The 23516-nt window shown below is 58.0% G+C and carries 17 protein-coding genes; 6 read left to right on the forward strand and 11 right to left on the reverse strand.

The annotated features are described in order from the left end of the window. Window positions 1-4: 4 nt before the first annotated feature. Genes OFAG_RS05675 through OFAG_RS05685 form a run of 3 tightly spaced genes read right to left on the reverse strand, consistent with a single transcriptional unit; the run spans window position 5 to window position 7672 of the window. A complete protein-coding gene (locus OFAG_RS05675) occupies window positions 5-3115 on the reverse strand; it encodes a multidrug efflux RND transporter permease subunit (protein ID WP_005877362.1) in 3111 nt (1036 codons plus the stop codon). 12 nt (window positions 3116-3127) lie between these two features. Further along, the gene (locus OFAG_RS05680; RefSeq protein ID WP_005877360.1) at window positions 3128-6229 is read right to left on the reverse strand and encodes an MdtB/MuxB family multidrug efflux RND transporter permease subunit; all 3102 of its coding nucleotides are present in this window, start codon (window positions 6227-6229) and stop codon (window positions 3128-3130) included. Window positions 6230-6241: 12 nt separating this feature from the next. Then, the gene (locus tag OFAG_RS05685; RefSeq protein WP_020994922.1) at window positions 6242-7672 is read right to left on the reverse strand and encodes an MdtA/MuxA family multidrug efflux RND transporter periplasmic adaptor subunit; all 1431 of its coding nucleotides are present in this window, start codon (window positions 7670-7672) and stop codon (window positions 6242-6244) included. Window positions 7673-8414: 742 nt separating this feature from the next. On the opposite strand from OFAG_RS05685, the gene OFAG_RS13720 reads away from it, so the two are divergent. From OFAG_RS13720 to OFAG_RS12765, 3 genes are all read left to right on the forward strand, one after another. Next, the gene (locus OFAG_RS13720; RefSeq protein ID WP_005877357.1) at window positions 8415-10754 is read left to right on the forward strand and encodes an autotransporter outer membrane beta-barrel domain-containing protein; all 2340 of its coding nucleotides are present in this window, start codon (window positions 8415-8417) and stop codon (window positions 10752-10754) included. A 397-nt stretch (window positions 10755-11151) separates the two neighbouring features. Next, entirely contained in the window at window positions 11152-11598 is a 447-nt protein-coding gene (locus OFAG_RS13725; protein ID WP_147617697.1) for a hypothetical protein, read from the forward strand. 12 nt (window positions 11599-11610) lie between these two features. Next, window positions 11611-12240, forward strand: coding sequence for a hypothetical protein (locus OFAG_RS12765; RefSeq protein WP_051347000.1), 630 nt, complete (start codon window positions 11611-11613; stop codon window positions 12238-12240). 59 nt (window positions 12241-12299) lie between these two features. Here the strand turns inward: OFAG_RS12765 and OFAG_RS05705 are convergent, their stop codons facing one another. From OFAG_RS05705 to OFAG_RS05745, 7 genes are all read right to left on the reverse strand, one after another. Then, window positions 12300-13685 carry an FAD-dependent oxidoreductase gene (locus tag OFAG_RS05705; protein ID WP_005877353.1) on the reverse strand — a complete coding sequence of 462 codons (1386 nt, stop codon included), beginning with the start codon at window positions 13683-13685 and terminating at the stop codon, window positions 12300-12302. 411 nt (window positions 13686-14096) lie between these two features. Next, on the reverse strand, window positions 14097-14552 hold the full coding sequence (locus OFAG_RS05715; protein ID WP_005877351.1) for a pyridoxamine 5'-phosphate oxidase family protein: 456 nt from the start codon (window positions 14550-14552) through the stop codon (window positions 14097-14099). 11 nt (window positions 14553-14563) lie between these two features. Further along, the gene (locus tag OFAG_RS05720) at window positions 14564-15226 is read right to left on the reverse strand and encodes an NAD(P)-dependent oxidoreductase (RefSeq protein WP_020994923.1); all 663 of its coding nucleotides are present in this window, start codon (window positions 15224-15226) and stop codon (window positions 14564-14566) included. A 464-nt stretch (window positions 15227-15690) separates the two neighbouring features. Continuing rightward, window positions 15691-16575 (reverse strand): hypothetical protein, encoded by an 885-nt coding sequence (locus OFAG_RS05730; protein WP_005877345.1) that lies wholly within the window; start codon window positions 16573-16575, stop codon window positions 15691-15693. 111 nt (window positions 16576-16686) lie between these two features. Continuing rightward, complete coding sequence (locus OFAG_RS05735; RefSeq protein ID WP_005877343.1) at window positions 16687-17553, reverse strand: hypothetical protein; 867 nt, start codon at window positions 17551-17553, stop codon at window positions 16687-16689. A 45-nt stretch (window positions 17554-17598) separates the two neighbouring features. Further along, a complete protein-coding gene (gene preA / locus OFAG_RS05740; protein ID WP_020994924.1) occupies window positions 17599-18852 on the reverse strand; it encodes an NAD-dependent dihydropyrimidine dehydrogenase subunit PreA in 1254 nt (417 codons plus the stop codon). A gap of 49 nt (window positions 18853-18901) precedes the next feature. Beyond that, window positions 18902-20110, reverse strand: coding sequence for an FAD-dependent oxidoreductase (locus OFAG_RS05745; protein WP_005877339.1), 1209 nt, complete (start codon window positions 20108-20110; stop codon window positions 18902-18904). Window positions 20111-20178: 68 nt separating this feature from the next. Here OFAG_RS05745 and OFAG_RS05750 point away from each other — a divergent pair, with 68 nt between their 5' ends. From OFAG_RS05750 to OFAG_RS05760, 3 genes are all read left to right on the forward strand, one after another. Beyond that, complete coding sequence (locus OFAG_RS05750; protein WP_147617695.1) at window positions 20179-20676, forward strand: PBECR2 nuclease fold domain-containing protein; 498 nt, start codon at window positions 20179-20181, stop codon at window positions 20674-20676. A gap of 95 nt (window positions 20677-20771) precedes the next feature. Further along, window positions 20772-20993, forward strand: coding sequence for a hypothetical protein (locus OFAG_RS05755; protein ID WP_005877336.1), 222 nt, complete (start codon window positions 20772-20774; stop codon window positions 20991-20993). Then, window positions 20944-21318, forward strand: a complete 375-nt coding sequence (locus OFAG_RS05760; protein ID WP_155979183.1) for a hypothetical protein — start codon at window positions 20944-20946, stop codon at window positions 21316-21318. Before OFAG_RS05755 ends, OFAG_RS05760 begins: the two co-directional genes overlap by 50 nt. 382 nt (window positions 21319-21700) lie before the next feature. Here the strand turns inward: OFAG_RS05760 and OFAG_RS05770 are convergent, their stop codons facing one another. Further along, complete coding sequence (locus tag OFAG_RS05770) at window positions 21701-23323, reverse strand: sigma 54-interacting transcriptional regulator (protein ID WP_005877334.1); 1623 nt, start codon at window positions 23321-23323, stop codon at window positions 21701-21703. Between the last annotated feature and the right edge of the window lie 193 nt (window positions 23324-23516).

Raw genomic sequence — 23516 nt, forward strand, 5'->3', positions numbered from 1 at the left:
CGGTTCAGGCCGTTTCTTTCGCGGCGCGGGCGGCTTTTTTCGCGGCGGCGCGTTTTTGGAAACGGTCGAGATACAGGTAAACGACAGGGGTCGTGTAAAGGGTCAGGAGCTGGCTCAACATCAGGCCGCCGACGATGGAGATGCCGAGCGGAATGCGCATTTCGGCCCCGTCGCCGTGGCCCAGCGCCAGCGGCAGCGCGCCGAAAAGGGCGGCGGTCGTGGTCATCATGATCGGGCGGAAACGCAGGAGGCACGCCTGATAGATGGCGTTTTCAGGCGACAGGCCCTCTTCGCGTTCGGCGACCAGCGCAAAGTCGATCATCATGATCGCGTTCTTTTTCACGATGCCGATCAAAAGCAGCACGCCGATCAAGGCAATGACGGAGAATTCGCTGCCGGCGAGAATCAGCGCGAGCAGGGCCCCGACTCCGGCGGACGGCAGGGTGGAGAGGATGGTGACCGGATGAATGAAGCTTTCATAGAGCATGCCCAGCACGATATAGACGGCAACGAGCGCCAGCGCGATCAGCATCGGCTGGCTGGAGAGCGATTCCCGGAAGGTTTTGGCGGTGCCCTGAAAGCTGCCGACGATGGAAGAAGGCAGGCCAATGTCGGAGAGGGTCTGTTCGATGGCGACGGTCGCCTCGGACAGGGACTGGCCGGGCGGGAGGTTGAACGAGAGGGTCGAAGCGGCGAACTGGCCCTGATGGTTGACGGAAAGCGAGGTGTTGACGGGTTCCCAGCGGGCGATGGCCGACAGGGGCGTGGGGCCGGCTTTTGGCGTCTGGAGGTAGATGTGGTTTAAGGCTTCGGGGTTTTGCCAGTATTGCGGCGCGACTTCCATGACGACCTTGTACTGGTTCAGTTCGTTGTAGATGGTGGACACCTGCCGCTGGCCGAAGGCGTCGTAAAGGACGTCATCGACCTGTTTTTGCGTCAGGCCGAGCCGGGCCATCGCGTCGCGGTCGAAAGCCAGCAGGGTTTGCAGGCCTTTCAGTTCCTGATCGGTGTTCAAATCGGCCAGCATCGGCAGTTTCGAGAGGGCGTTAAAGGCTTTGGGCGTCCATTCGCGCAGTTCGTTCAGATCGTCGCCTTGCAGCGTGTACTGGTACTGGGCGTTGGCCGGGCGTCCGCCCATGCGGATATCCTGCACGGATTGCAAAAACAGGGTCGCGCCCGGTTCGGTAACGAGCCGCTTGCGCAGCCGGGCAATGACTTCGTCGGCGCTGGCGTCGCGTTCGGAAAGGGGTTTCAAGCTGATGAACATCCGGGCGGTGTTGCTCTGGCTGCTGCCGGTATAGGCCGAGACCTGATCGATGGCGGGGTCTTCACGGATTTTGTCGATGAAATGTTCCATTTTCCTTTGCATCGCCTGAAACGAGATGCTCTGGTCGGCGCGGATAACGCCGAACATCCGCCCGGTATCCTGTTGCGGGAAAAAGCCCTTGGGCACGACGATGTAGAGAAAGACATTGAAGGCAATCGTCGCCATCAGGATCAGGAGGGTGATGCGCCGGTGGTCGATGGCCCGTTTGAGCGTTCTCGCGTAGGCCAATTGCAGGCTGGCAAAGAGGTGTTCGCTGGCGTTGAAGAGGCGGTTGAAGCGGTTCGGGCGGCCGGGCCCCGGCGTTTTGTCGCGGCGTTTGAGCCAGAGCGCGCACAGCATCGGCGTGGTGGTCAGCGAGATGAAGAGCGAGACGAGGATGGTGACCGAGAGGGTGACGGCAAATTCGCGGAAAAGCCGCCCGATGATGCCGCCCATCAAAAGAATCGGGATGAAGACGGCGATTAGGGAGATGCTGATCGACAGGACGGTAAAGCCCACTTCGCGCGCGCCTTTCAAGGCCGCGTCAAACGGTTTCATGCCGCCCTCGATATGGCGCATGATGTTTTCCAGCACGACGATGGTGTCGTCCACGACGAAGCCGGTGGCAATCGTCAGGGCCATCAGGGAGAGGTTGTTCAGGGAAAACCCGGCCAGATACATGACGGTAAAGGTGCCGACGAGCGAGACGGGCACGGAAATGGCCGAGATGGCGGTGGCGCGGACATTCCGCAAAAAGAGGAAGACGACGAGAATGACCAGCCCGACGGAAATGAGCAGGGTGAATTCGACATCCGCCAGCGAACTGCGGATGGTCGGGGTGCGGTCCATGACGACGTTCAGGTCGATGGATTCGGGGATGGAAGCGGCCAGGGCGGGCATGAGTTCATAGACCCGTTCGACGGTTTCGATGATGTTCGCGCCCGGTTCGCGGAAAATGATCAGCATCACGCAGGGTTCGCCGTTTACCATGCCGATGTTGCGCACGTCCTGCACCGAGTCGGTCACGTCGGCGACATCGGCCAGCCGGAGGGTCGCGCCGCTGGCGTGGTGGACGATCAAAGGCAGGTAGTCTTTCGCGGTTTTCGCCTGATCGTTGGCTTCGATTTTCCACTGGCGGCTGTCGTTGCCGACGAAGCCCTTGGGCCGGTTGACGTTGGTGTCCGTAATGACGTTTCGGACCTGTTCCAGACTGATGCCGTAGCGGGAAAGCTGTTGCGGGTGCAGGTCGATACGCACGGCGGGTTGCGAGCCGCCCCCGACGAAAACGTCGCCGATGCCTTCGGTCTGCATGAGTTTTTGCGCGACGATGGTGTCTGCCGCGTCGTACATCTGGCCGCGCGTCAGCGAACCGGATGTCATGGATAAAATCATGATGGGGGCGTCGGCCGGGTTGATCTTGCGGTAGGTCGGGTTGGACGGCATGCCGGTCGGCAGGAGGGCGCGGGCGGCGTTGATCGCGGACTGGACATCGCGGGCCGCGCCGTCGATGTTTCTGGAAAGGTCGAACTGGAGCGTGATATCGGTCGTGCCGAGCGTGCTGGTCGAGGTGATTTCGGTAATGCCGGCAATCCGGCCGAGCGAGCGTTCCAGCGGGGTGGCGACGGTGGCGGCCATGGTTTCGGGACTCGCGCCCGGCAGTTTTGCCCGCACGCGGATGGTCGGGAAATCGACTTGCGGCAGCGGGGAAACAGGCAGAAAGTTGAACGCGACGATGCCGGCCAGCAGGATGGCGACCGTGACCAGTACGGTGGCGACGGGCCGGCGGATGAAGAGTTCGGAAAAGGTCACCGGCGTCTCTCCTCAGACCCGGTTCGAGCCGTCGATGGCGTGGGACGCCGTTTTTTCGACCCGTCTTGCCAGCCGGTCGAAATACAGGTAAATGACCGGCGTCGTAAAGAGCGTCAGCACCTGGCTGACCAGAAGGCCGCCGACCATGGTGATGCCGAGCGGATTGCGCAGTTCGGAGCCGATGCCGGTCGCCAGCATCAGGGGCAGCGCGCCCAGAAGCGCGGCCATCGTCGTCATCATGATGGGGCGGAAGCGCAAAAGGCAGGCTTCGTAAATCGCGTCGCGCGGGGACAGGCCCTCTTCGCGTTCGGCGACCAGCGCAAAATCAATCATCATGATGGCGTTCTTTTTCACGATGCCGATCAGAAGGATAATGCCGATGATCGCGATAACCGACAGATCGTTGCCGGTTATCATCAGGGCCAAAAGCGCGCCGATGCCGGCGGACGGCAGGGTGGACAGGATGGTGATCGGGTGGATGTAGCTTTCATAGAGGATGCCCAGCACGATGTACATGGTGACGATGGCGGCGACGATCAGCCACAGCGTCGAGGAGAGAGACGACTGGAAGGCCATCGCCGCACCCTGGAACTGCGTCTGGATGCTTTGCGGCATTTGCAGGGCTTCTTCCGCTTCCAGAATGGCCGAGACGGCTCCCGAAAGCGAGGAACCGGGCGTCAGGTTGAACGAGACGGTGGCAGTCGGGAACTGGCCCAGGCGGTTGATGACGAGGGTGGAGGGCCGCTGTTCGATGGTGGCGACCGCGTCCAGCGGCACGAGCGCGCCGGACGCGGTCGCCACATAAATGCCCTTGATCGAAAGCGGGGTTTGCCGTTCGTGTTCCTGCACCTCGAGGACGACGCGGTACTGGTTGGTCTGGGTGTAGATGGTCGAGATCAGGCGCTGGCCGAAGGCGTTATAGAGGGCGTTGTCGATGTCGGCGGTGGTCACGCCGAGGCGCGAGGCGGTGTCGCGGTCGATGGCAAGGTAAGCCATCAGGCCGTTTTCCTGAAGGTCGGACGCCACATCCGCCAGTTCCGGGAGCGCTTTCAGGCGTTCGACGAGTTTCGGCGTCCATTCGGACAGGGCTTTCTGGCTCATGGCTTGCAGGGTGAACTGGTATTGCATCCGGCTGGCGCGGCTGTCGATGCTGATGTCTTGCACGGGTTGCAGGTAAAGCGCCATGCCCGCGATGCCGGAGGCGGCTTCGGAAAGCCGGTTCATGACGGTATGGATATCGTCGCGTTCGCTCTTGGGCTTCAAATTGATCAGGAGCCGGCCATTGTTGGGCGCGGCGTTGTTGCCGTCCACGCCGATGAACGAGGAGAGGCTGGCGACGGCCGGGTCGTTGAGCAGTTTTCCGATCAGTTTTTCCTGCTGGTCTCCCATCGCGGCAAAGGAGATGGATTCCGACGCTTCCGAAATACCCTGTATGACGCCGGTATCCTGTACCGGGAAAAAGCCTTTGGGGATGACAAGGTATAAAAGCGCGGTCAGGACGACGGTGCCGACGGCGACCGAAAGCGTCAGTTTCTGGTGGTCGAGCACCCGGTTCAGGCAGTGGCCGTATTTTTCGATCACGCGGTCGAAGAAGCGGCCGCTGGCGTGATAAAACCGGCCCTGTTTTTCTTCGGGGATGTGTTTTAAAAGCCGGGCGGAGATCATCGGCGTCAGGGTCAGCGAAATGACGGCCGAGATCAGGATGGAAACGGAGAGCGTGACGGCGAATTCCCGGAAAAGCCGGCCGATCACGTCGCCCATGAAAAGGAGCGGGATCAGGACGGCGATCAGCGAAACGGTCAGCGAAATGATCGTGAAGCCGATCTGTTTCGAGCCTTTCAAGGCGGCTTCCATCGGCTTGTCGCCCGCTTCGATATAGCGGGCGATGTTTTCGAGCATGACAATGGCGTCGTCCACGACGAAACCGGTGGCGATCGTCAGGGCCATCAGGGTCAGGTTATTGATCGAAAAGCCGGCCAGATACATGACGCCGAAGGTGCCGACAAGCGAGAGGGGGACGGCGACCGCCGGGATGAGGGTGGCGGTCAGGTTGCGCAGGAAAAGGAAGACGACGAGGACGACTAAGGCAATGGCCATGACGAGTTCGTGTTCCACGTCGGAAACCGAGGCGCGAATCGTCGTTGTCCGGTCGGAGAGGATGTCCACATCGACGGCGGCAGGCAGGCTGTTCTGCAATGGCGGCAGCAATTCCTTGATGCGGTCGGCGACCGCAATCACATTGGCGCCCGGCTGGCGCTGGACGGTCAGGATAACGGCCGGTTTGTCGCCGGCCCATGCGGAAAGCCGGGCGTTTTCCGCGCCGTCGATAACATGGGCGATGTCTTTTAACCTGACGGGTGAGCCGTCCCTGTAGGCGATGATGATGTTTTCGAACTCGGCGGCGGATTTCAGCTGGTCGTTGCCGTCGATGGTCGAGGCCTGAAGCGGGCCGTCGAAGCTGCCTTTGGCCTGATTGACGTTGGCCGCGGCCACCGCGGTGCGGACGTTTTCGAGCGTCAGGCCACGGGCGGCAAGGGCTTTTGAATGGGCCTGGATGCGGACGGCGGGGCGCTGGCCGCCGCTGATGGAAACCAGCCCGACGCCGGGCACTTGCGAGAGTTTCTGGGCGATGCGGGTGTCGGCCAGGTCTTCCAGTTTGGTGATGGTCAGGGTCGGCGACGTGACGGCAATCGTCAGAATCGGCGTGTCGGCCGGATTGACCTTGTTATAGACCGGCGGGTTGGGCAGGTCGGGGGGCAGGAGGTTGTTGGCGGCGTTGATGGCGGCCTGCACTTCCTGTTCGGCCACGTCCAGCGTCAGCGACAGGGTGAATTGCAGGGTGACGACGGACACGCCTTCGGAGCTGGCGGAAGCCATCTGTTCCAGCCCTGGCATCTGGCCGAACTGGCGTTCCAGCGGCGCGGTGATGGTCGAGGCGACGACTTCGGGACTCGCGCCCGGATAATAGGTGACGACCTGAATCGTCGGGTAATCGACTTCGGGCAGGGCGGAGACCGGCAACAGTTTCCAGGCCACCAGCCCGGACAACAGGATCGCCACCATGAAGAGGATGGTGGCAACAGGGCGGAGGATGAACGGGCGGGAGGGGTTCATGCCGGTTTGCGCCTAGGGTTGGGGTGACCGGGCTGTGTTGCCGGAGGGAATTCCGGCCGGGGCGGCAGTTTCCGCTTTTTCATCGCCTGCCGGTTTTCCGGGGATGGCAGCTTGTGTCGGCCGGGTCGTCCGGACGTTTTCCGGCAGCCGGGCGGCTTGCGTTCCGGCTGGTTCGGGCGCTGGCGTTTCGCCGGTTTCGGCCCCGGTGTTTTGGAGTGGTTTCGGGTTTGGTGCGGGGGTGGATTCCGAAGAGGCGGATTCAGGTGAAGCGGCCTGCGGGGCAGTGCCAGTGTCGCCGCTTGCGGCGGCACGGCGATCGACGATGCGGATTTTCGAGCCGTCCCGGAGCTTGTCCACGCCGTCGATCACGACGATCTGGCCGGGTTCCAGCCCGTCCTCGATGATGGTGTTGTCACCGGAAGTCGCGCCGGTTTTGACCCTGACGAGGCTGACGGTATTGTTGTCATTGACGCGATAGACGGTATGGCCGAGTTTGCCGAGCTGGATGGCCACAGTCGGCACGAGGATGGCGTTCTCTTGCGAGCCGAGGTGCAGGTGGACGTTGACGAACTGGTTGGGAAAGAGTTCGCCGCGGGTGTTGGCGAATTTCGCCTTGATGCCGATGGTGCCGGTATCGGTGTTCAGCCGGTTGTCCAGCGCCAGAAGCGTGCCTTCGGCGATTTGGCGGCGGTTTTCGCGGTCCCAGGCGGAAACGGCCAGTTTCCGGTTGGCGGCATACGCCTGCAATACCTGTCCCAGATCGACTTCAGGGATGGAAAAGACGACGTTGATCGGCTGTTCCTGTGTGATGGTCACGATGCCGCCGGTATCGCTGGCCTGGACAATGTTGCCCAGATCGACCTGCCGCAGGCCGGCACGTCCGGAAATCGGGGCGGTAATGCGGCTGTAGGTGAGCTGGAGGCGGGCATTGTCCACCGCGCCCTGATCGAGTTTCACGGCGCCTTCGTACTGCTTGACCAGCGCTTCCTGCGTATCGACCTGCTGCTTCGCGATGGAATTCTGTTCCAGCAGTTGCCGGTAGCGTTTCAGGTCGAGCCGGGCGTTTTCGAGAAGCGCCTTGTCGCGCATGAGTTGCCCTTCTGCCTGCATCAGGGCGGCTTTGAAGGGCCGGGCGTCGAGTTCGGCGAGCAGCTGGCCTTCTTTGACAAGCTGCCCTTCGGTGAAGTGCAGTTTCATCAGCTGGCCGTCCACCCGGCTGCGGACGGTGGCGGTGTACGTTGAATTGACGGTGCCCAGCGCGTCGATACGGAGCGGGGCGTCTTCCTGCCTGACGGGGGCGACGCCGACGGCCACCGTCATGCCCCGCGGGGCGACGGCCCGGTTTTTGGCGACCATCCAGTACAGGCTCCAGATCAGAAGGACAAGAATCAGGACGGCTGAGGCGATCACGAGGGGGCGGCGGAGTCTGGCGTTCTTTGGCATGTAGGCACTGGAGTGGTCTGATGGTGAAAGAGAAAATCCGGGTCGGGAAAAAACGGCATGGTTCGCAGACACAGCCTGAAAGCCGCTCGATCCGGCGGCGTGCCGTTTTGCAGCCCAAAAGAATGCGTCAGGGCAAACCGGTTCCCATACATTGTAATTCTATCCCTTTCCGCCAAACAATACCGATCCGGAGGCTGTTACAAGGCGTTACAAATTAGGGCACTGACGGCATGTTTCTGTTGAAAAAAGCCGACATCGGCAAGCGGGAAAGACAGGGTTGCAGAAAGAAGCGGGCATGACCGGACCGGCTACCGGACGAGTTGGCCTGAACGGTCAAAAAACGGGACCGTTTCAAACAGATAAAGTGTTTGCTTGCGGCAAAAAGGAGGGATTAAGGGGAAATGTTGTGTGAAAAAAACAGGGACGGCCTTCCATGAAGCCTCCGCAAATAAACATTAACGGATTCGTCCACAAGGGCCAAACACTTTAAAAGACAGCGTCAAGCTTATCAAATTTCGGGGAAAACCGGAAAAGGAAATGGTGCTTTTCCGGTTTTTAAAAAAGCGGCAAGGAAAAGGAAAAAATCAGAAACACCATGAAAATCAAGAGTTTGAACATGAAAAATGTCCGTTAATGTTTATTAACGGACACTGGAAGACAGAACGGATCGGAAGCGGGTTCCGGCGGTTGTCAGGGAGCGTCTTCCGGGAACGATTTGTTTAACCTTGAGGAAACCCCTGCCATGTATATTGTTACTTCCCCGAAAAAAAAGAAAGAGTCAGTCGGCAAATTCTGCCTGACGGCGATCGCCGCTGCCGTTCTGGTCACGGTTTGCCCGGCTCATGCCGGGATCACAGATGTGTCCGAGCTCCAGTCGGACAAGCTGGTTGATGGTTACGTATCCAGTGACGACATCAATGTCTCGGACAAGAATCACTATTTGCACGGCATTATCGCTGCGCAACCGGGAGCCACTGTCACGCTGGACGGAAAGCATATTTCGTCTTCAATGGCGCTGGACAAGGATTTCGGAAATGACTATACCCTTTCCGGCGTGACGGCTGCCGGTTTCCTGAGTGAACAGGACGCCAGCCAGGAAGGCGCCACGTTGAACCTGGGGGGAAGCGATACGGAATCGATCCGGATTGCCTCGTCGGCGAAAGGAATGGGCAAAACGACCGGACTGGGAGCGATAGGGATATGGGCATATAACCAGCACAAAAATACCGGGAAGGGCGGCCAGCTGATCGTGACCGCCAAAAATCTCGAAGTGAACGTCCATTCCGAAAGTGGCGACGCTTACGGTATCTATGCGCAGAATTCCTCGACGCAGGCCACAAAGGACAAGGCGACGCTCATTGTCAACGCCGACAATACGCGAATCAATGTGACGTCCGGCATCAAGGGCAACGCAGCGGGTATTGTCGCCATGTCGGAAGGCATCGTCAAAGTCAACGGCCATCTGGAAGTCAATGCCGACAAGGCTGTCGTGGCGCGCGGGAATGCCGTCGTCAGAATCAATGAATCCGGTGACAGGATCGTCAAACTGAACGGCGATATCGACTTCAACTATGATAACAAAACGTCGGGAACGGGCGTCGATGCCGATGTGCTGGTCAATCTGAGCGGAGCGGATTCATACTGGAACGGCAATACGGCGGTTTCTTACGGTACCGGGAAACCGGCTGACGATCAGAAACTGAACGCGAGCGGCCTGAAACTGGGGCTTTCCAGCGGCGCGCAGTGGAATCCGACAGTCATTGCGGAAAAGCAGGGAGCAACGGAAGGGGTCGCCCCTGTTGCGATCAACGAACTGGCCCTGAACAACGGCGTCATCAATCTCAACCACGGGAATGCGCAGACTGTCAGCGTCAAAACCCTGAAAGGAACAGGCGGCACAGTCAACATCAAAACGACAACCGCGGACGGCAAGAATTTCGATGCGGGGTCGCTTGAAGTAGGGCAGGTTGAAGCCAATAACGGCACACCCGGCCTTGCCGTCAACTTCACCGGCATCACGGCTGACGATGTGGTCGATATGACGAACCTGAAAGACAAGGTGACGGTTGCCGACAAAAGCAATGGCGGCATTAGCCAGACGCAAACCGTAGCCGAAGGCGTCGTCAAGGGAACGCTGATCCAGAACGTCGATGAAAACGGCAACGTCACTGCCGTGACAGAACAGCGGAATACCGGGACCGAGGCGCTGAAACAGATCGGAGCGATGAATTTCCTGACTTTCCGCGCCCAGATGAACGATGTTTCAAAACGTATGGGCGATTTGCGCACGATGCCGCAGGCGTCCGGCATATGGGCACGGGCCATCGCCGGCCAGAGCGAATACAAGAGCATCCACAACACTTACCAGACCCTTCAGGTCGGTGCGGATCGGCGTATCGGCGATTTCTATATCGGCGGTACTGTCAACTACACTGACGGGGACGGCAAGCTGAACAATGGCTCTACCGACGACAAGAACTACAGCTTCGGCCTTTACGGCGGCTGGCTGGGTGAAGACGGCCAGTTCGTCGATGTCATTGTCAAGCGGCACAAACTGGAAACCGATTTCGATATCGGCTATCTGGGCGGCGTAACCGGTTCGGGCAGCATGGACACCTGGGGGACTTCGGCTTCCGTCGAATACGGATGGCGTTTCGGTCTTGGCCCAACAGGATATTACGTCGAACCGCAGGCAGAACTGATGATCGGTCATTTGAACAGTGTGAGCTACACCAACCGGACCAGTCTGGGCGACGTGCGGGTCAAACAGGACGGCATCAAGACGACAGTGGGACGGCTGGGGCTGGCAGGCGGCTGGGTTTCCCCCGACAAGACCGGCAGTCTGTACGTCAAGGCCAGCGTCTTGCATGACTGGGAAGGCGACGCGAAAACCAGCACGAGCAAGGACGGCATAATCCGGAGCGAAACCGAAGAAATGGGAGGGACCTGGGGAGAATTCGCGCTGGGCGGCACCTGGAATATCAACAAGAACCTTGCGGCGTATGGGGAAGTGGAAACGACAGCCGGCAACCCGGTCAGAACCACCTATCAGGTCAGCGGAGGCATCCGTTACAGCTTCTAGAAACCACCGGTAAAGGAACGGCCGGGCAAGCCGCGTGCCCTTCCTTTTTCCCTCTTTTTATCCCGCTTGAAGCTTGTGCCTGGAGCGGGATTTTCTTTTTGGCGGATGCTGCAGGGGATGGGAAATAGCCCGAAAGCCGGTCAATCCGGAGACAGGCCGTTTTTCTTCCAAAAAGCGTGCCGGGCAACCCGGTTTCCCGGCATTTGAATTTTTTTTCCGTCAAACCATGCTGTTACCGGGGCTTTACGGGGTGTTGCAAGGCCGGGTGTTCAGACGGTGTTTCTGTGGGGGAAAAAATACACGGTATATCAGCGAAGAGGCCGATGAAGAAGCCGTTGCGGAAATTTTTGTACGGGTCAATTCAGGAGGGAAGAGCCTGAATGAGAATGATTTTATCTTGACACTGATTTCCATTCATGATGAAACGGAAAGGCGCCGTATCGAGCGTTTTTGTTACGAAGCGACCATACCTGTTTCAGGCGGTACCTCCTACAATCTGTTGTTCAACCCGAAACCTTCCCATATTATTCGCGCCGTCATGGCCTACGGGTTCAAACGCGCCCGGCTCCGGTACGCCTACATGCTTTTGCGCGGCAGGGATATGAAAACGGAGACCTACAGTGCCGGATTGCGTGACAAAATGTTCGCGCGCCTGAAAAATCGTCTGGACGACGTGCCTGACCTGAATAACTGGCACGAATTCATTCACTGTGTCATGAGTGCCGGGTATTTTTCGCGTTCACTGATTGCTTCTGAAAATGCGCTGGTTTATACGTATGTGATGTATTTGATCGGTAAATATGATTTCGGCATTGACGCAGCGGCTTTGAGGAAGCTGGTTTGACAATGGTTTTATATGGTTTCGGTGACCGCTTATTACAGTACTTCCGCCGAAACGACAGTTCAGGCCGATCTGAATGTAATTGAAGAGCTGGAAAATGCGGAGGATTTTTTCCATTTCATTGACGGTAAAATAAATGCCGTTTTCACGAATGATTATTTTGAAATAGGCTTGCCTGACGAGCTGAACAGTTCAGCCGCTATCAGTCCGGCATGGTATGGGTACTGCGCGTCACAAAACGTTCTGGATTCTTCAGTGCTGTTTTCGTTCGTTCCAATCAGGAATTTGTTTGCGCCGGGCGCGTCCGGGACGAAAACCGCCATAGAAAAACATCATTTGTTTCCAAAAGCATGGCTTTCCCGAAAAGGGATTTCGAAAGATCGCGACAGAAACCAGATTGCGAATTTTGCCTATATCGAGTGGAAAGACAATCTTGGCATTTCCGATGAAGAGCCTGCCAGGTACTGGGAGAGGCTGTCCGGACATTTCAGCAACGCGGATATGAGGAAAATGATGGCGGACAACGCGTTGCCCGACAACGGGTTTCACATGGATTATTTCGCGTTTCTGGCTGAACGGCGAAAACGGATGGCCCGGATTATCCGGAGGGGATACGAGAGGCTGAAACAGGGGGAGGTCGTTTGAAAAACCCCGCCTGAGTGCGCTTGCCGGCAGGTGAGGTTTTTCAGGTGAGGATAAAAGACTTACGTCATTGGCTGGCCCATCAGATCGTTCAAGGCTTCGCTCATCGACGGATGGGTGAAAATGAAGTCGCGAAGGAAGGTGCCGGGCTGGCCGGTTTTCATGGCTATCGCGATCAGATTGATGACTTCACTGGAATCGGCGCAAAAGAGCGTCGCGCCCAGTATTTTTCCGGTTTGTTTGTCGATGACCGCTTTCAAAAGGCCGTCGGTCTGTTCGAGGGTATGGGCGCGGGGGACGGAGGCGGCCGGGAGCCTGACGACGCCGATATCCATGCCGCTGGCGCGCGCTTCATCCTCGCCGATCCCGATCCGGGAAAGCGGCGGATCAATGAAGACGGCATAGGCGAACGGGTCGCGGTCGGCGGTGTTTCTCGCGTGATGGCCGAAAAGGTCGTCACGGATGATGCGGTAATCGTCCAGTGAGATATAGGTGAATTGCGGGCCGCCCTTGACGTCGCCCATGGCCCAGACGTGCGGGTTGGAGGTTTTCAGGCGGGAATCGACGACAACAGCGCCCCGGGCATCGGTTTCGATGCCGGCGGCCGCCAGATTCAGCGAGCCGGTTTCCGGACGACGGCCGGTTGCGAGCAGGACGGCGTCGGCTTCGATTTCGTAGCTGTAGCCGCCTTCGGTATCGTGGCAGGAGAGCTTTACGCCATCGGTCATATCCCGGATGGATTCGGTGCGGGCGTTCATGCGGAATTCAATCCCTTTTTTTTCCATCACGGCCTTGACTGCCGCGGCGATGTCGCGGTCTTCTTTCGGGATGAAATCGGAATGCTTGTCCAGTACTGTGACGTCGGAGCCGAAGGAAGCGTACATGAAGGCGAATTCCAGCCCGATGTAGCCGCCGCCGATGATCGCGAGCCGCTGCGGCAGTTTTTCCAGCTGCATGATGGTCGTGCTGGTATAGACGCGCTGGCTGTCTCTTACCCCTTCAATGGCCGGGATGATCGAACGGGCGCCGGTATTGATGAAAATATGGTCCGAGCCCAGTTCGAGCGTGTCGCCGTCCGCCAGCGCGACCGATACGGTGTTGTGCGAGATGAAGCGGCCTTCGCCATGATAAACGCGAATGTTCGGGTTGTCCGCCAGATTGTGATAGTTCCTGTCGCGCAGCATGGCAGTCAGCGCGTTTTTCTTTTCGATGGCTTCGGTGTAGTGCCGTTTTTCGGCCGTCTTGTCGCCCCGGGTCAGGCAGCCTGTTTCATTGGCCTGATGGATCAGGGTTTTGGTCGGAATGCAGCCGATGTTGATACAGGTGCCGCCGTACATTTTGTCGTTTCGTTCGATCATGGCGACGTTCCAGCCGCGTCCCGCCAGATCGGCCGCCAGTGTTTTGCCGCCTTTTCCGAATCCGATAATGATGGCATCGACTTTTTCCATGATGTTTTCCTTTTGGTTGGGTGAAATCCCGCTCTGAACCGTTTTGGACAGGTTTTTCCCGGATCCGCCCTGTGCCGGTCATGCAGGCGGAATGGCAGCATGACATGTTTTTCAGGAAACCGTTTTTATCCAGATCATGAAAGAGTTTAACGCAGTGTTGTGTTTCCTGCAGGGAATGTTGAGGCGTCGGGCTGTGTGAGAGGTTCCCGCGCCGCTGGAAAAAGAGCGCAGGGAATGGCGGAAACCGGAAAAAACGGGAAGCGGCAGGAAAAAGGAGCGTGCCCTACCCGTTTCCGGAAGCATCCGCCCATTGTAGCGGAAAAAGCAAAAGGCCAGCGCAAACCGGACAGGGAGGGAAAGCGTTGAAAGCCCTGTCCCGGGCTGTTTTCCGGATACAGGGCAGGGGCTTTTTCATTTCCGGTGTTCAAGTTCCGAGGGATCGGGCGCGATCGGCAGGTCTTCCTTGTCGAAAGCGTACACGTCCTGAACGGGCGGGTTGACGGACAGGTCGTAGTAATCGAGTTTTTCCGCCACGAAGCGCAGGTAGGCCAGTTCCTTGTAATGGGTATAAAGGCGTTGCAGGAGCTGGCTGTTTTGGTAAATCTCGCGGCAGGTTTCGTCGGGGACGTCGAAATGGACTTTTCCGGCAACGCGTACTGACACGTCGCCTTCCCAGGCCAGCGCTTCGGCACGGTCGTTGTCTTGCAACTGGGCATAGGTTTCCGAAAGCGGGGAAACGGCGAAATACAGGGTATGCCCTTCGGTTTTCATCAATTGCAGGACGCGGACTTTCGGGTGGTGTTCCCTGTCGCAGGTGGCAAACGCCATGTCTTCATGGCCTTCAAGGAAATGAAACGCTTTTTTCATGAGGGTGCCTTTCAGTAGCCGATAGTAAAACGTTCCTTGTGATGGACAGGCGCGTCGGTTTCATCCAGAAGCGCCGACGCGTAATCTTCCAGTGAAATCGTGCTTTGCCCGTTCGGATCGACGATCAGGTCGTCTTTGCCGAGCCGGTAGGTATTGGTGCGGCCTGCCGGGATGAAACTGGCGGCCGGCGAAAACCAGACCCAGTCGATATCGTGTTCATGACACAAGACGTCGAGATAGAACGCGCCCAGCATGCGCAAGGCCGAATCGTCGCCGATCAGGCCGGTATCCATGAGCCGGACGCCGGGTTCGACGAAAAGGGTGGCCGGTTCGCCGACAAAGAGAAGACGGGGAACCCGCGCTTCCTTCACGCCTTCCAGAATGAAGGGATACCGTTCCAGTACCGATTCAAAGAGATCGGGCTGTTCCCAGACCGGGTTGTGCGACACGATGACCGCGTCGGCGTTCTGGCTCAGTCCGGCGATTTTGTCCACAGAATAGACGTCGGTTTGGACGATGTCCAGATTCGGGTTTTCAAGCGGGATACGGTCGGGAAACGGATCGACGGCAGTCACGTGATGATTGCGCGACAGCGCCTCAGCCACGACCTGCCGGCCGATCGTTCCGCCTCCGCCGAAAACGACGAGATGCATGTTGGGTCTAGAAAGTCGCATGCTTTAATGTCCTTAAGGTGGATTCAGTACTTGGAGGGGAAAAAGGGGAAAGGGTTCCGGGGGCGGCGGGCGGGGTTGAGCAAACCCGGTACGGGAAAAAGCGCCTGTCGGGGTGGTGGCAAGGAAGACGGGAAATAACAAGGTTTGTCTTTGGGAGAAGCAAGGTTTCCTGAAAAAGCCTGTTTTTGATTTTTTGAGCGGTTTTTCCGGGTTGCCGGAACGCAGGGGGCGCAAGGCCCGATTTCATGAAGCGGGGAACAAGCTGTTCTTTTTTTGCTTTTCCAGAGGGAACGCCAGTTCCGGCGAATCGCTGTCCGGAAAGTTTTTCGCCTTCCGATAGGCCGTCCCGATTTTTGGGAGCGCCTGCCTTGATGAAAATGGCGCGAAAAATGGAATCGGAAGAGGCCATTTTGGCGACAGAAAACAGAAGTACGCGCAACTTCGCCAGAATGCGGAAAAATGGTTTATCCCCGCAGCACCGGATAACAGCGCACCATGAATCCCAGCCGGTCGATGATGCAGCGGGCTTTCCTTGTCGTGACAAGCGTATCGGGGCGGCGGGCCAGATAGCCTTCGCCGACGGTGTGGGTAAAGGAGAGGGTGAGGCGGTAAACGCCGAGCCGGGCATGTTTTTGCCGCGCGAAACGGGCAGCGGCCATTTCGCGGATGGCGTCGGTATCGGTGTTTTTGTTCCAGCGGGCAGCATCGCGGGGGAGGCCGGGGACGCCGTCGGGCGTCGTTCCGGTTTCCGCCCAGTGTCGCAGGCGCTCGAGCGGTTGGGTGGCGGCGTGTCTTTCCAGGTCACCTGGCAGGATCAGGCCTTTTCTTTCGGGCCAGTCGGGAAATGGCCCGTTTTCGTCCGCTTCGGAAACAAGGTCGGAATAGAGGGTGTTGGCAAAGGCCTGACGGCGGTTTTCACGGTAGCGGGCAAGCTCGATGGTGGCCGGGGGCGGCGAACCGGACAGGGTTTCGCGGACGATGCCGAAAAAGAGGCGGGCGGACGGGACGGCAAGGGGGATGCCGTAGGAGGGCAGGATCCAGTCCGTTTTTCCGGAGCCGCTTGCCAGATAATAGTCCAGCGTGTTCATGATTTTTTCGCGGGACGAGGGCATGAAGCGGGCCCAGACAGGCCGTATCCAGCTATCGGCCAGTTCGCGGATGGCGTTTGGGTCGGAAAAGTCCCGGTTCAGGAATGTTTCGGTTTCCGTGTCGGACAGGGCGGCGAGTTCGCCCAGCAGATCGCCCATGAATTCCCAGTGGACGTCGGAGACGCCCGGTTTGGGCCGGGGCGGCGGAAAATCCAGCCATTCGACCAGTTTTTGAAAGCCTTTTTTCAGGGTGCCGAACATGGTTTGGAAGGGAAAAGTCGCCGGGCGAAAGCGGCAGCCTGGAACGCGTGCCGCTTGCGGCGTCCGGCGGCCAGCCCGCCGGACGCCGTATGCCGTCCGCAGCTGCCTTGCCTATTTCAGGATAGGATAGTTGGTGAGCAGGTTGCCGAGCCGGTCGAAGAGGAAACGGGCCCGTCTCGTTTTGACCGGTTTGGTGGTGCCCTTGAAAAAGCCGATGCCGATGTCTTTTTCAAAGGTGAGGGTCAGGCGATCGACATACAGGCCGTTTTCCTGCAATTCCCCGAACTGGTTGAGCGCCCTCTGGTTGGCCCGGTTCATGTCGTAATAGTCGAGCCATTTGGCGGCGTCCGACATGAGTCCCTTGATGTTGTTCGGCCGGATCCCGGTTGTCGCCCATAATTTCATTTCGTCGAGCGTTCTTTCCGGGGAGTACCATTCCAAAAGATCGGTTCTGACGGTGCCGATCCGTTCCGGGCTGGCATAGTAAGAGGTGTCAGACCAGTCGGGGCGTTCGGCCGTCTTGTACAGGGAATTGATGAATTCCGGGCTGGTGTCTTCCTCGTAGTCGTCCGGATTGATGGGATCGGGAAAGTTCGAAAGGAAAAATTCCTGCCAGATGACGGTGTAGAACTGTTTGGCGGAGGCGATGGGAATGGGAATCTGGAAGGCGTTGACGATGCTGTCGAGCTCTTTTTCGGGCTGGTGAAGGTACCATGCCAGCGTGTCCCGGATGCGCAGTTTGCTTTCTTCGGTGAAAAGGTAAAAGTCCGGCATGATCCAGGGTTGCAGGAAATAGCGCAGGGCGACCGTTTCGGTAAAATCCCGCTGGGCGAATTCAATGATTTCCTCGTCGGTGGGAAGGATGAGTTCGCCTAAAATGTCGCCCATGAAGCCCCAGTAGTATCTTTTTTTCCTTTCTTTTCCCCAAAGGTGTTCGCGATAGGTTTTGAAAAAATCCCCAAGCGTCATTTTTCCCATGATGAACCGTCCTGTCGTGTGAAGATGAATGTCATTGTAATGATTTTAAGTGTAATGCCGTTTGACGATAACCGGATGGGGTTGCCGCCCCGGCTTGAATTCGATGGAGCCCGGAAGAATGCAGCTGGCAACCGGGCAGACGTTCAGGCAGAGGTGGCAGCCGACGCACTGTTCGTTGATGGACGGCGTGCGGGTGTAGTCGTCCCAGTCGATAGCCTGATGGCCGCCGTCGAAGCAGGACACGTAACAGCGGCCGCAGCCGATGCACCGGCTGGCGTCGATTTCGGGAATGATCCGGAAGTCGCGGTCGATGTCGTCGGCGGGAACGATATTGGGCAGCGCCTTTCCGACGAGGCCGGAAAGCCGCTCTATGCCGTTTTCATCCATAAAGTGCGAAAGGCCGCTGGCCAGGTCTTCCACGATGCGGTAGCCGTATTCCATGACGGCACTCGTGACCTGGACGGTTGAGGAACCCACGAGCAGGAATTCAAGCGCGTCTTTCCAGGTGACGATGCCGCCGATGCCGGAAACGGGGATATGCCGCAGTTCGGGATGCTGTTTCATCTGGGCGATGAAACGCAGGGCAATGGGTTTGATGGCAGGCCCGGAATAGCCGGATATCGACGATTTGCCGTTGACAACCGGCATGGGACTCAGGCATTCGGTATCGATGCGGGTGATCGCCTTGATGGTGTTGATGGCGGCGATGCCTTTCGCGCCGGCGTTGACGGCGGCGATCGCCGGGAGTTCCATGTGGCCGATGTTGGGCGTCATTTTCGCCAGAACCGGGAGGTGCGTGGCCCGGCAGACGGCTTCGGTGTAGCGGGCGACGAGTTCGGGGCTCTGGCCGACGTCGGAACCCATCGCGGAGGACGTCATTTGCGGGCAGGAGAAATTGCATTCGATGATGTCCGCGCCGGTGTCGGTGACTTTTTGCGCCAGGGTTCGCCATTCGTCGTCGTCGCTGCCCATGATGGACGCGATCATGACCTTGTCGGGAAACTCGCGTTTCAGGCGGCGCATGTTTTCCAGATTGACGTCGAGCGGCTTGTCCGAAATCATTTCCATGTTTTTAAAGCCGGTCCAGGGGCCGCCGGGCTGGCCTGTGATGTCGAAGCGGGGCGAACATTCATCCGGCAGGAAAATGCCGGCGGTTTTATAGACGACGCCGCCCCAGCCGGTCTCGAAGGCTTTGGCGACCATGACGTAATCACTGGAAACGGGGGAAGAGGACAGGAAAAACGGGTTTTCGCAACGAATGCCCAGAAAGTCGATGGAAAGGTCTTTTTTCAAGGCCATGGCGTGTCTCCGGAAAAGGTGGTCTTCAGGGTAGGGACTGGCATGCCGTTCACCCGGAAATCGTGTCGAGGATGGCTTGCGCCGTTCTTTTGCCGGAAGCGATGGCGGCAACGACTGTGCTTCCGCCGTTGACGCGGTCGCCTCCCGCAAACAGGCGCGGATGGTCGGGCAGGGCGGCGATTGTGTCGTCCTGTTCCTGTCCGACGGCCAGGATGATCTTGTCGGCGGCCAGCGTCATGGAGGAGACGCCGTCCGCGCCGGTAAAGGCGATGTGCGTCACCTTGCCGTTTTCGCCGCGGATTTCCTGCGGAAAGAACTCGGTGATGACGGGAACGCCCATGTTGACGGCCAAAAGGGTTTCGGCGATGTTGGCGGAGGCGAAGGCGATCGGCCGGCAGAAGACAAGCTTGACATGGGAAGCGAGCAGCGAGACGGCTGTGGTCGCGCAGTCCATGGCGACGTCGCCGTCGCCGATGATGACGAGGCGGTTTCCCTGTTCGGACGGTTTTTCCGTGCGGGCCGTTTTCAGCCAGTCGAGTGCGTGAAAAACGCCGTCCAGTTCCTTGCCGGGAAGGTCGAGCGTTTTGGGTTTCCAAAGGCCCGTGCCGACAAAAACGGCGTCGTATTGCGCGAGCAGATTACTGATGTCGTCTGCGGAAAGGGCAATGTCGCAGACGAATTCAATGCCGAGTTCCTCAATGCGGGACAGGTCGAAATCGACGATTTCCTGCGGGAGCCTGAACGGCGGGATGGCTAGCGAAAGCATGCCGCCGGGTTTGTCCGTTTTCTCGAAAACCGTGACCCGACAGCCTTCCTGCGCCAGTCTGGCGGCGCAGGAAAGGGAGGCCGGACCGGCGCCGATGCAGGCGATGCGTTTGCCGTTGGGCGTGCCCGGTTTCAGGAAGTGCAGGTTGTGCCGCCGTTCCTCATCGGTGATGAAGCGCTGGAGTCTGGCGATTTCGACCGGCCTGTCCAGCCGGGAACGCAGGCACGCGCCCTCGCACAGTTCATTGGCCGGGCAGATACGAGAGCAGCTTGCGCCAAACGGGTTGTTTTCCCGGATGGTTTCGGCGGCTCCCCGGATATTGTCAAAACGCAGCGAACGGATGAAGCGGGCGGGATCGGTGCCTGCCGGACAGGCGTTGCTGCAGGGCGCGTCGTGGCAGAGCAGGCAGCGCGATGCCTCGGCCATGGCGCTGCGGGCGTCGAATCCCTTTTCCAGTTCCCTGTTTTCCATTACGCGAACGATGCGGCTCATAAAATCTCCCTGTGTCCGGCCTGTTTTCCGGTGGCAATACCGTCAGTATAAGGGAAAGTGCCGGGTTCGTGAGAAGACGCTTTTCGTCAGCGTGCGAAAAGGGCGTTAAGGATGTTTTCCGGGAAGCGTCGTTTTCCGTGCCGGTACGCGAGAGCGGGACAATCGCCGCGCGGATGGGGAAAAGGCAGGGACGGCTCCCAAAGACCGTTTTGCCGGAAAAATGGAGGCGCGGCAACTCGCCAGCGGGAAAAACACAGACAACAGGAAACGCCGGAAAGCGGAGACGGCCTTATATCAATTTCTTGGCCGCCACACTGGTTGAACCGGATGAAGTATGGTGGCATTGGGAGAAGGACCGGAGCAAGGATGGCGACTGGCGCTTGCGCAGACCTTATCTCCGTGCATTCGAGATAGAGGGCAAAAATGAATACGCTGTTTCGGTTTTTGAATGGGGAAAATCAGGATGGTCAGGCGCAACAGCGTTTATGGCAGAACCTGAAAAATTGGAAAAACGTTTGAAATATTTTAACAACCAGCGAATCGGACGGTTGTTGTACCGAAAATAAAAAAACGGGAGCATTTGCCGATCCCGTTTCTAGCAGTTGGAAGCCCGGATGCCAGACAAATTGACAGGCAACTTCAACTGCCATGAAGTCAGTATATGCAAATCATCATTGACATTCAGGCCGGGGATTCCAATCGCACCCTGTCGCTGATCCGGCAGATCGTCGATGAACCGCAACCGATTCGGGAAAGCATCGGGGAAACCGTGCTGAACCGGAACAGGGGCAGGCGTCGCCAACAGGCCGATCCGGAAGATACCCTGGCATCCGTTGTCGGCCCTGGCGCTGGCAGGCAACAAGGGCAACAGGATACGCGATGAACATGGCGATATGCCGGATAACCTGCATCCTGCGGTGAATGGCAATGTGCTTGCCCTTGCTTTCGGAAACGAAAAGGCAAAGTGGCCTCAAGGGAACCGCGCCTTATCCCATCAGACCGGAAAAAGGCAGGGCGCTGAAATTGGCAGGCCTGTACCGGATGAAAGTCAGCCATCCCGGATGGCCTGCCAGACCGTTGCTTGGGTTCCCGATGATGAGGCCGATGCGATCCGGCATCCGGGACAGGATCGCATCGGGTACCTGCTTGAAGGGGAAATAAAAAGGCTTGGTGAATCGTTTGAAGGGTATTTTCCGGCGATTGGATAAGGGATTTTTTCCCGGTTCAAAGCGGGATTTCCCGTCTTTTTCCCGCGGTTTTTTCCCGGATTTTCACCCGGACTGTCCGGCTCAACATGTTTTGCCAAACCCGTCAGACCGGGTATGCAGGCGGGTTTCAGGCCTTTTTGACCTTTTTTGTTCATCCTGTTTCCAACACCTCCTGCTTGTCGGGATGCCGCGATTGCCGTTTTACGGAACCGGGCGGGGCGCCAGACGATCCGCAGGAAACAGCGTATCGCCTGTTTGGGCAAGCCAGGGAAAAAGGGCGCTTTCAGGGAAGGCGACAGGCCGGTGAAAAAGCGCGTGTCCGAACGCTTTTGCCGGGAACCGGTCGATCCGGTTCCCGGGGGTGGGAAGCCTGTGCCGGGAGTCAGCTGCTTTTTTGGCGAAAATCGTCGGCATTGATGCCGAAACGCTTGAGGCGTGCGAGCAGGGTTGTCCGTTTCAGTCCCAGTCTTGCGGCGGCTCCCGTTTTGCCGCCGATTTGGCCTCCGGTTTCGCGCAGGGCGTTGACAAGCGTGTCTTTGTCCGTTTCGGGGATGGCGGGAACCGGAACAACCGGCTGGCTGGAGGCGTGAACCGTCAGCGGGCTGTTCTGTGTGGTGTAACTCAACAGCGATTCGGGCGACAGGTTCAATACGCCGCCCTGGCTCGTTAAAATGACGGCCCGTTCCATGACGTTTTCCAGTTCGCGGATGTTGCCCGGCCAGGGCAGCCGGGTCATCAGGGCGAGTGTTTCGGATGGAATGCCGGTGATATGCCGGTTCATTTCCCGGGCATACTTGCGAATGAAGAATCTGGCCAGCGACGGTATGTCTTCGGCCCGTTCGCGCAGGGGCGGGACGGTGATGGGAAAAACGTTCAGCCGGTAAAACAGGTCGCTCCGGAAGGTCTTGTCCTCGATTTTCGCCACAAGGTCGCAGTTGGTGGCGGCGATGCAGCGGACATCGACAGAAATGGTGTGGGGGCTGCCCAGACGCCTGATCTGGTGTTCCTGCAAAACGCTTAACAGTTTCGGCTGCAAATCGAGCGGCATGTCGCCGATTTCGTCCAGAAACAGGGTGCTTTTGTCCGCCTGCTCGAAATGCCCGATCCGTTTGTTTAAGGCGCCGGTGAAAGCGCCTTTTTCATGGCCGAACAGTTCGGATTCCATCAGTTCGGAAGGGATGGCGGTACAATTCATTTTGACCATGTCGCGCGCTTTCCGGTCGGAAAGATTGTGAATGGTTTGTGCGATCAGCCCTTTTCCCGTTCCGGTCTCGCCCTGGAGCAGGACGGTGGCGTTACTGGAGGCCACGATTTCGATCTGCTGCAAAATGGACTGGATGGCGACACTGTGACCGATGAGATGGTGAGGCGGGGGAGTCTCTTCGATATTGTCCCCTGTGATGGGGCTTTCATTGGGTGAGACGGATGCCGGAGCGGTCTTTTTCCTGTGCGAAAGCATGACGTCGAGCGCAACGGCAAGCCGGGCGCTGATCCGGTTTAAAAGCGCCATCGTTTCCGGCGTGAAATGACAGGGCTTGAAGCTGCCGACTCCCAGGGTTCCCAGCAGGTTTCCGGCCGATACCAGCGGCAGATAGAGCAAAACCTGCAGTCCGTCACCGGCAAGCCTGGCGACATACGGATATTTTGCGGCATTACTGAGAATGGCGTTCCGGTTGAAGAGGATTTTTTCCTGTTTGCGCAAGGCGGCGCCCAACAGGGTAGCGTGCAGGGGTTTGCTGAAGGAATTGTACAGGCGGCGTTTGCCCTGTTCGAACCGGATCGCCTGCACGTTCAGCCTGAAAGAGGCCGGTTCGTATGTCTCAAGGCTGATATAGTCCAGACCGAAAAATTCATGAAGATAATCGGCGGTTTTTTCCGCCAGACACGGGATATCGGTGGCCGCGATGACAGCGTCTGTCAAATCGACCAGAAAATGAAAAAAATCATGGTCGTGACCGTCTTCAACACTGTAGAGACCGTCACGATTGCAATGGATTGCAGTCATGTTTTTGAAAGATTCCTAATATTGCCGGGGATTTTTTGGGAACGTTTTATGCCAAAACGAACCTCATGTCCAAAACCTCAGACTATGCGCGTGAAGGGAAGCCTTCCGGACCTTCACGAAAATATGTTTTCGATTCCATAAGATGGATTTTATCATATGAATTGGAATTCTCGTGAGGGGAAGTGTAAAGAGC

It is taken from the genome of Oxalobacter paraformigenes (assembly GCF_000158475.2).
In the GTDB taxonomy this organism is placed as follows: domain Bacteria; phylum Pseudomonadota; class Gammaproteobacteria; order Burkholderiales; family Burkholderiaceae_D; genus Oxalobacter; species Oxalobacter paraformigenes.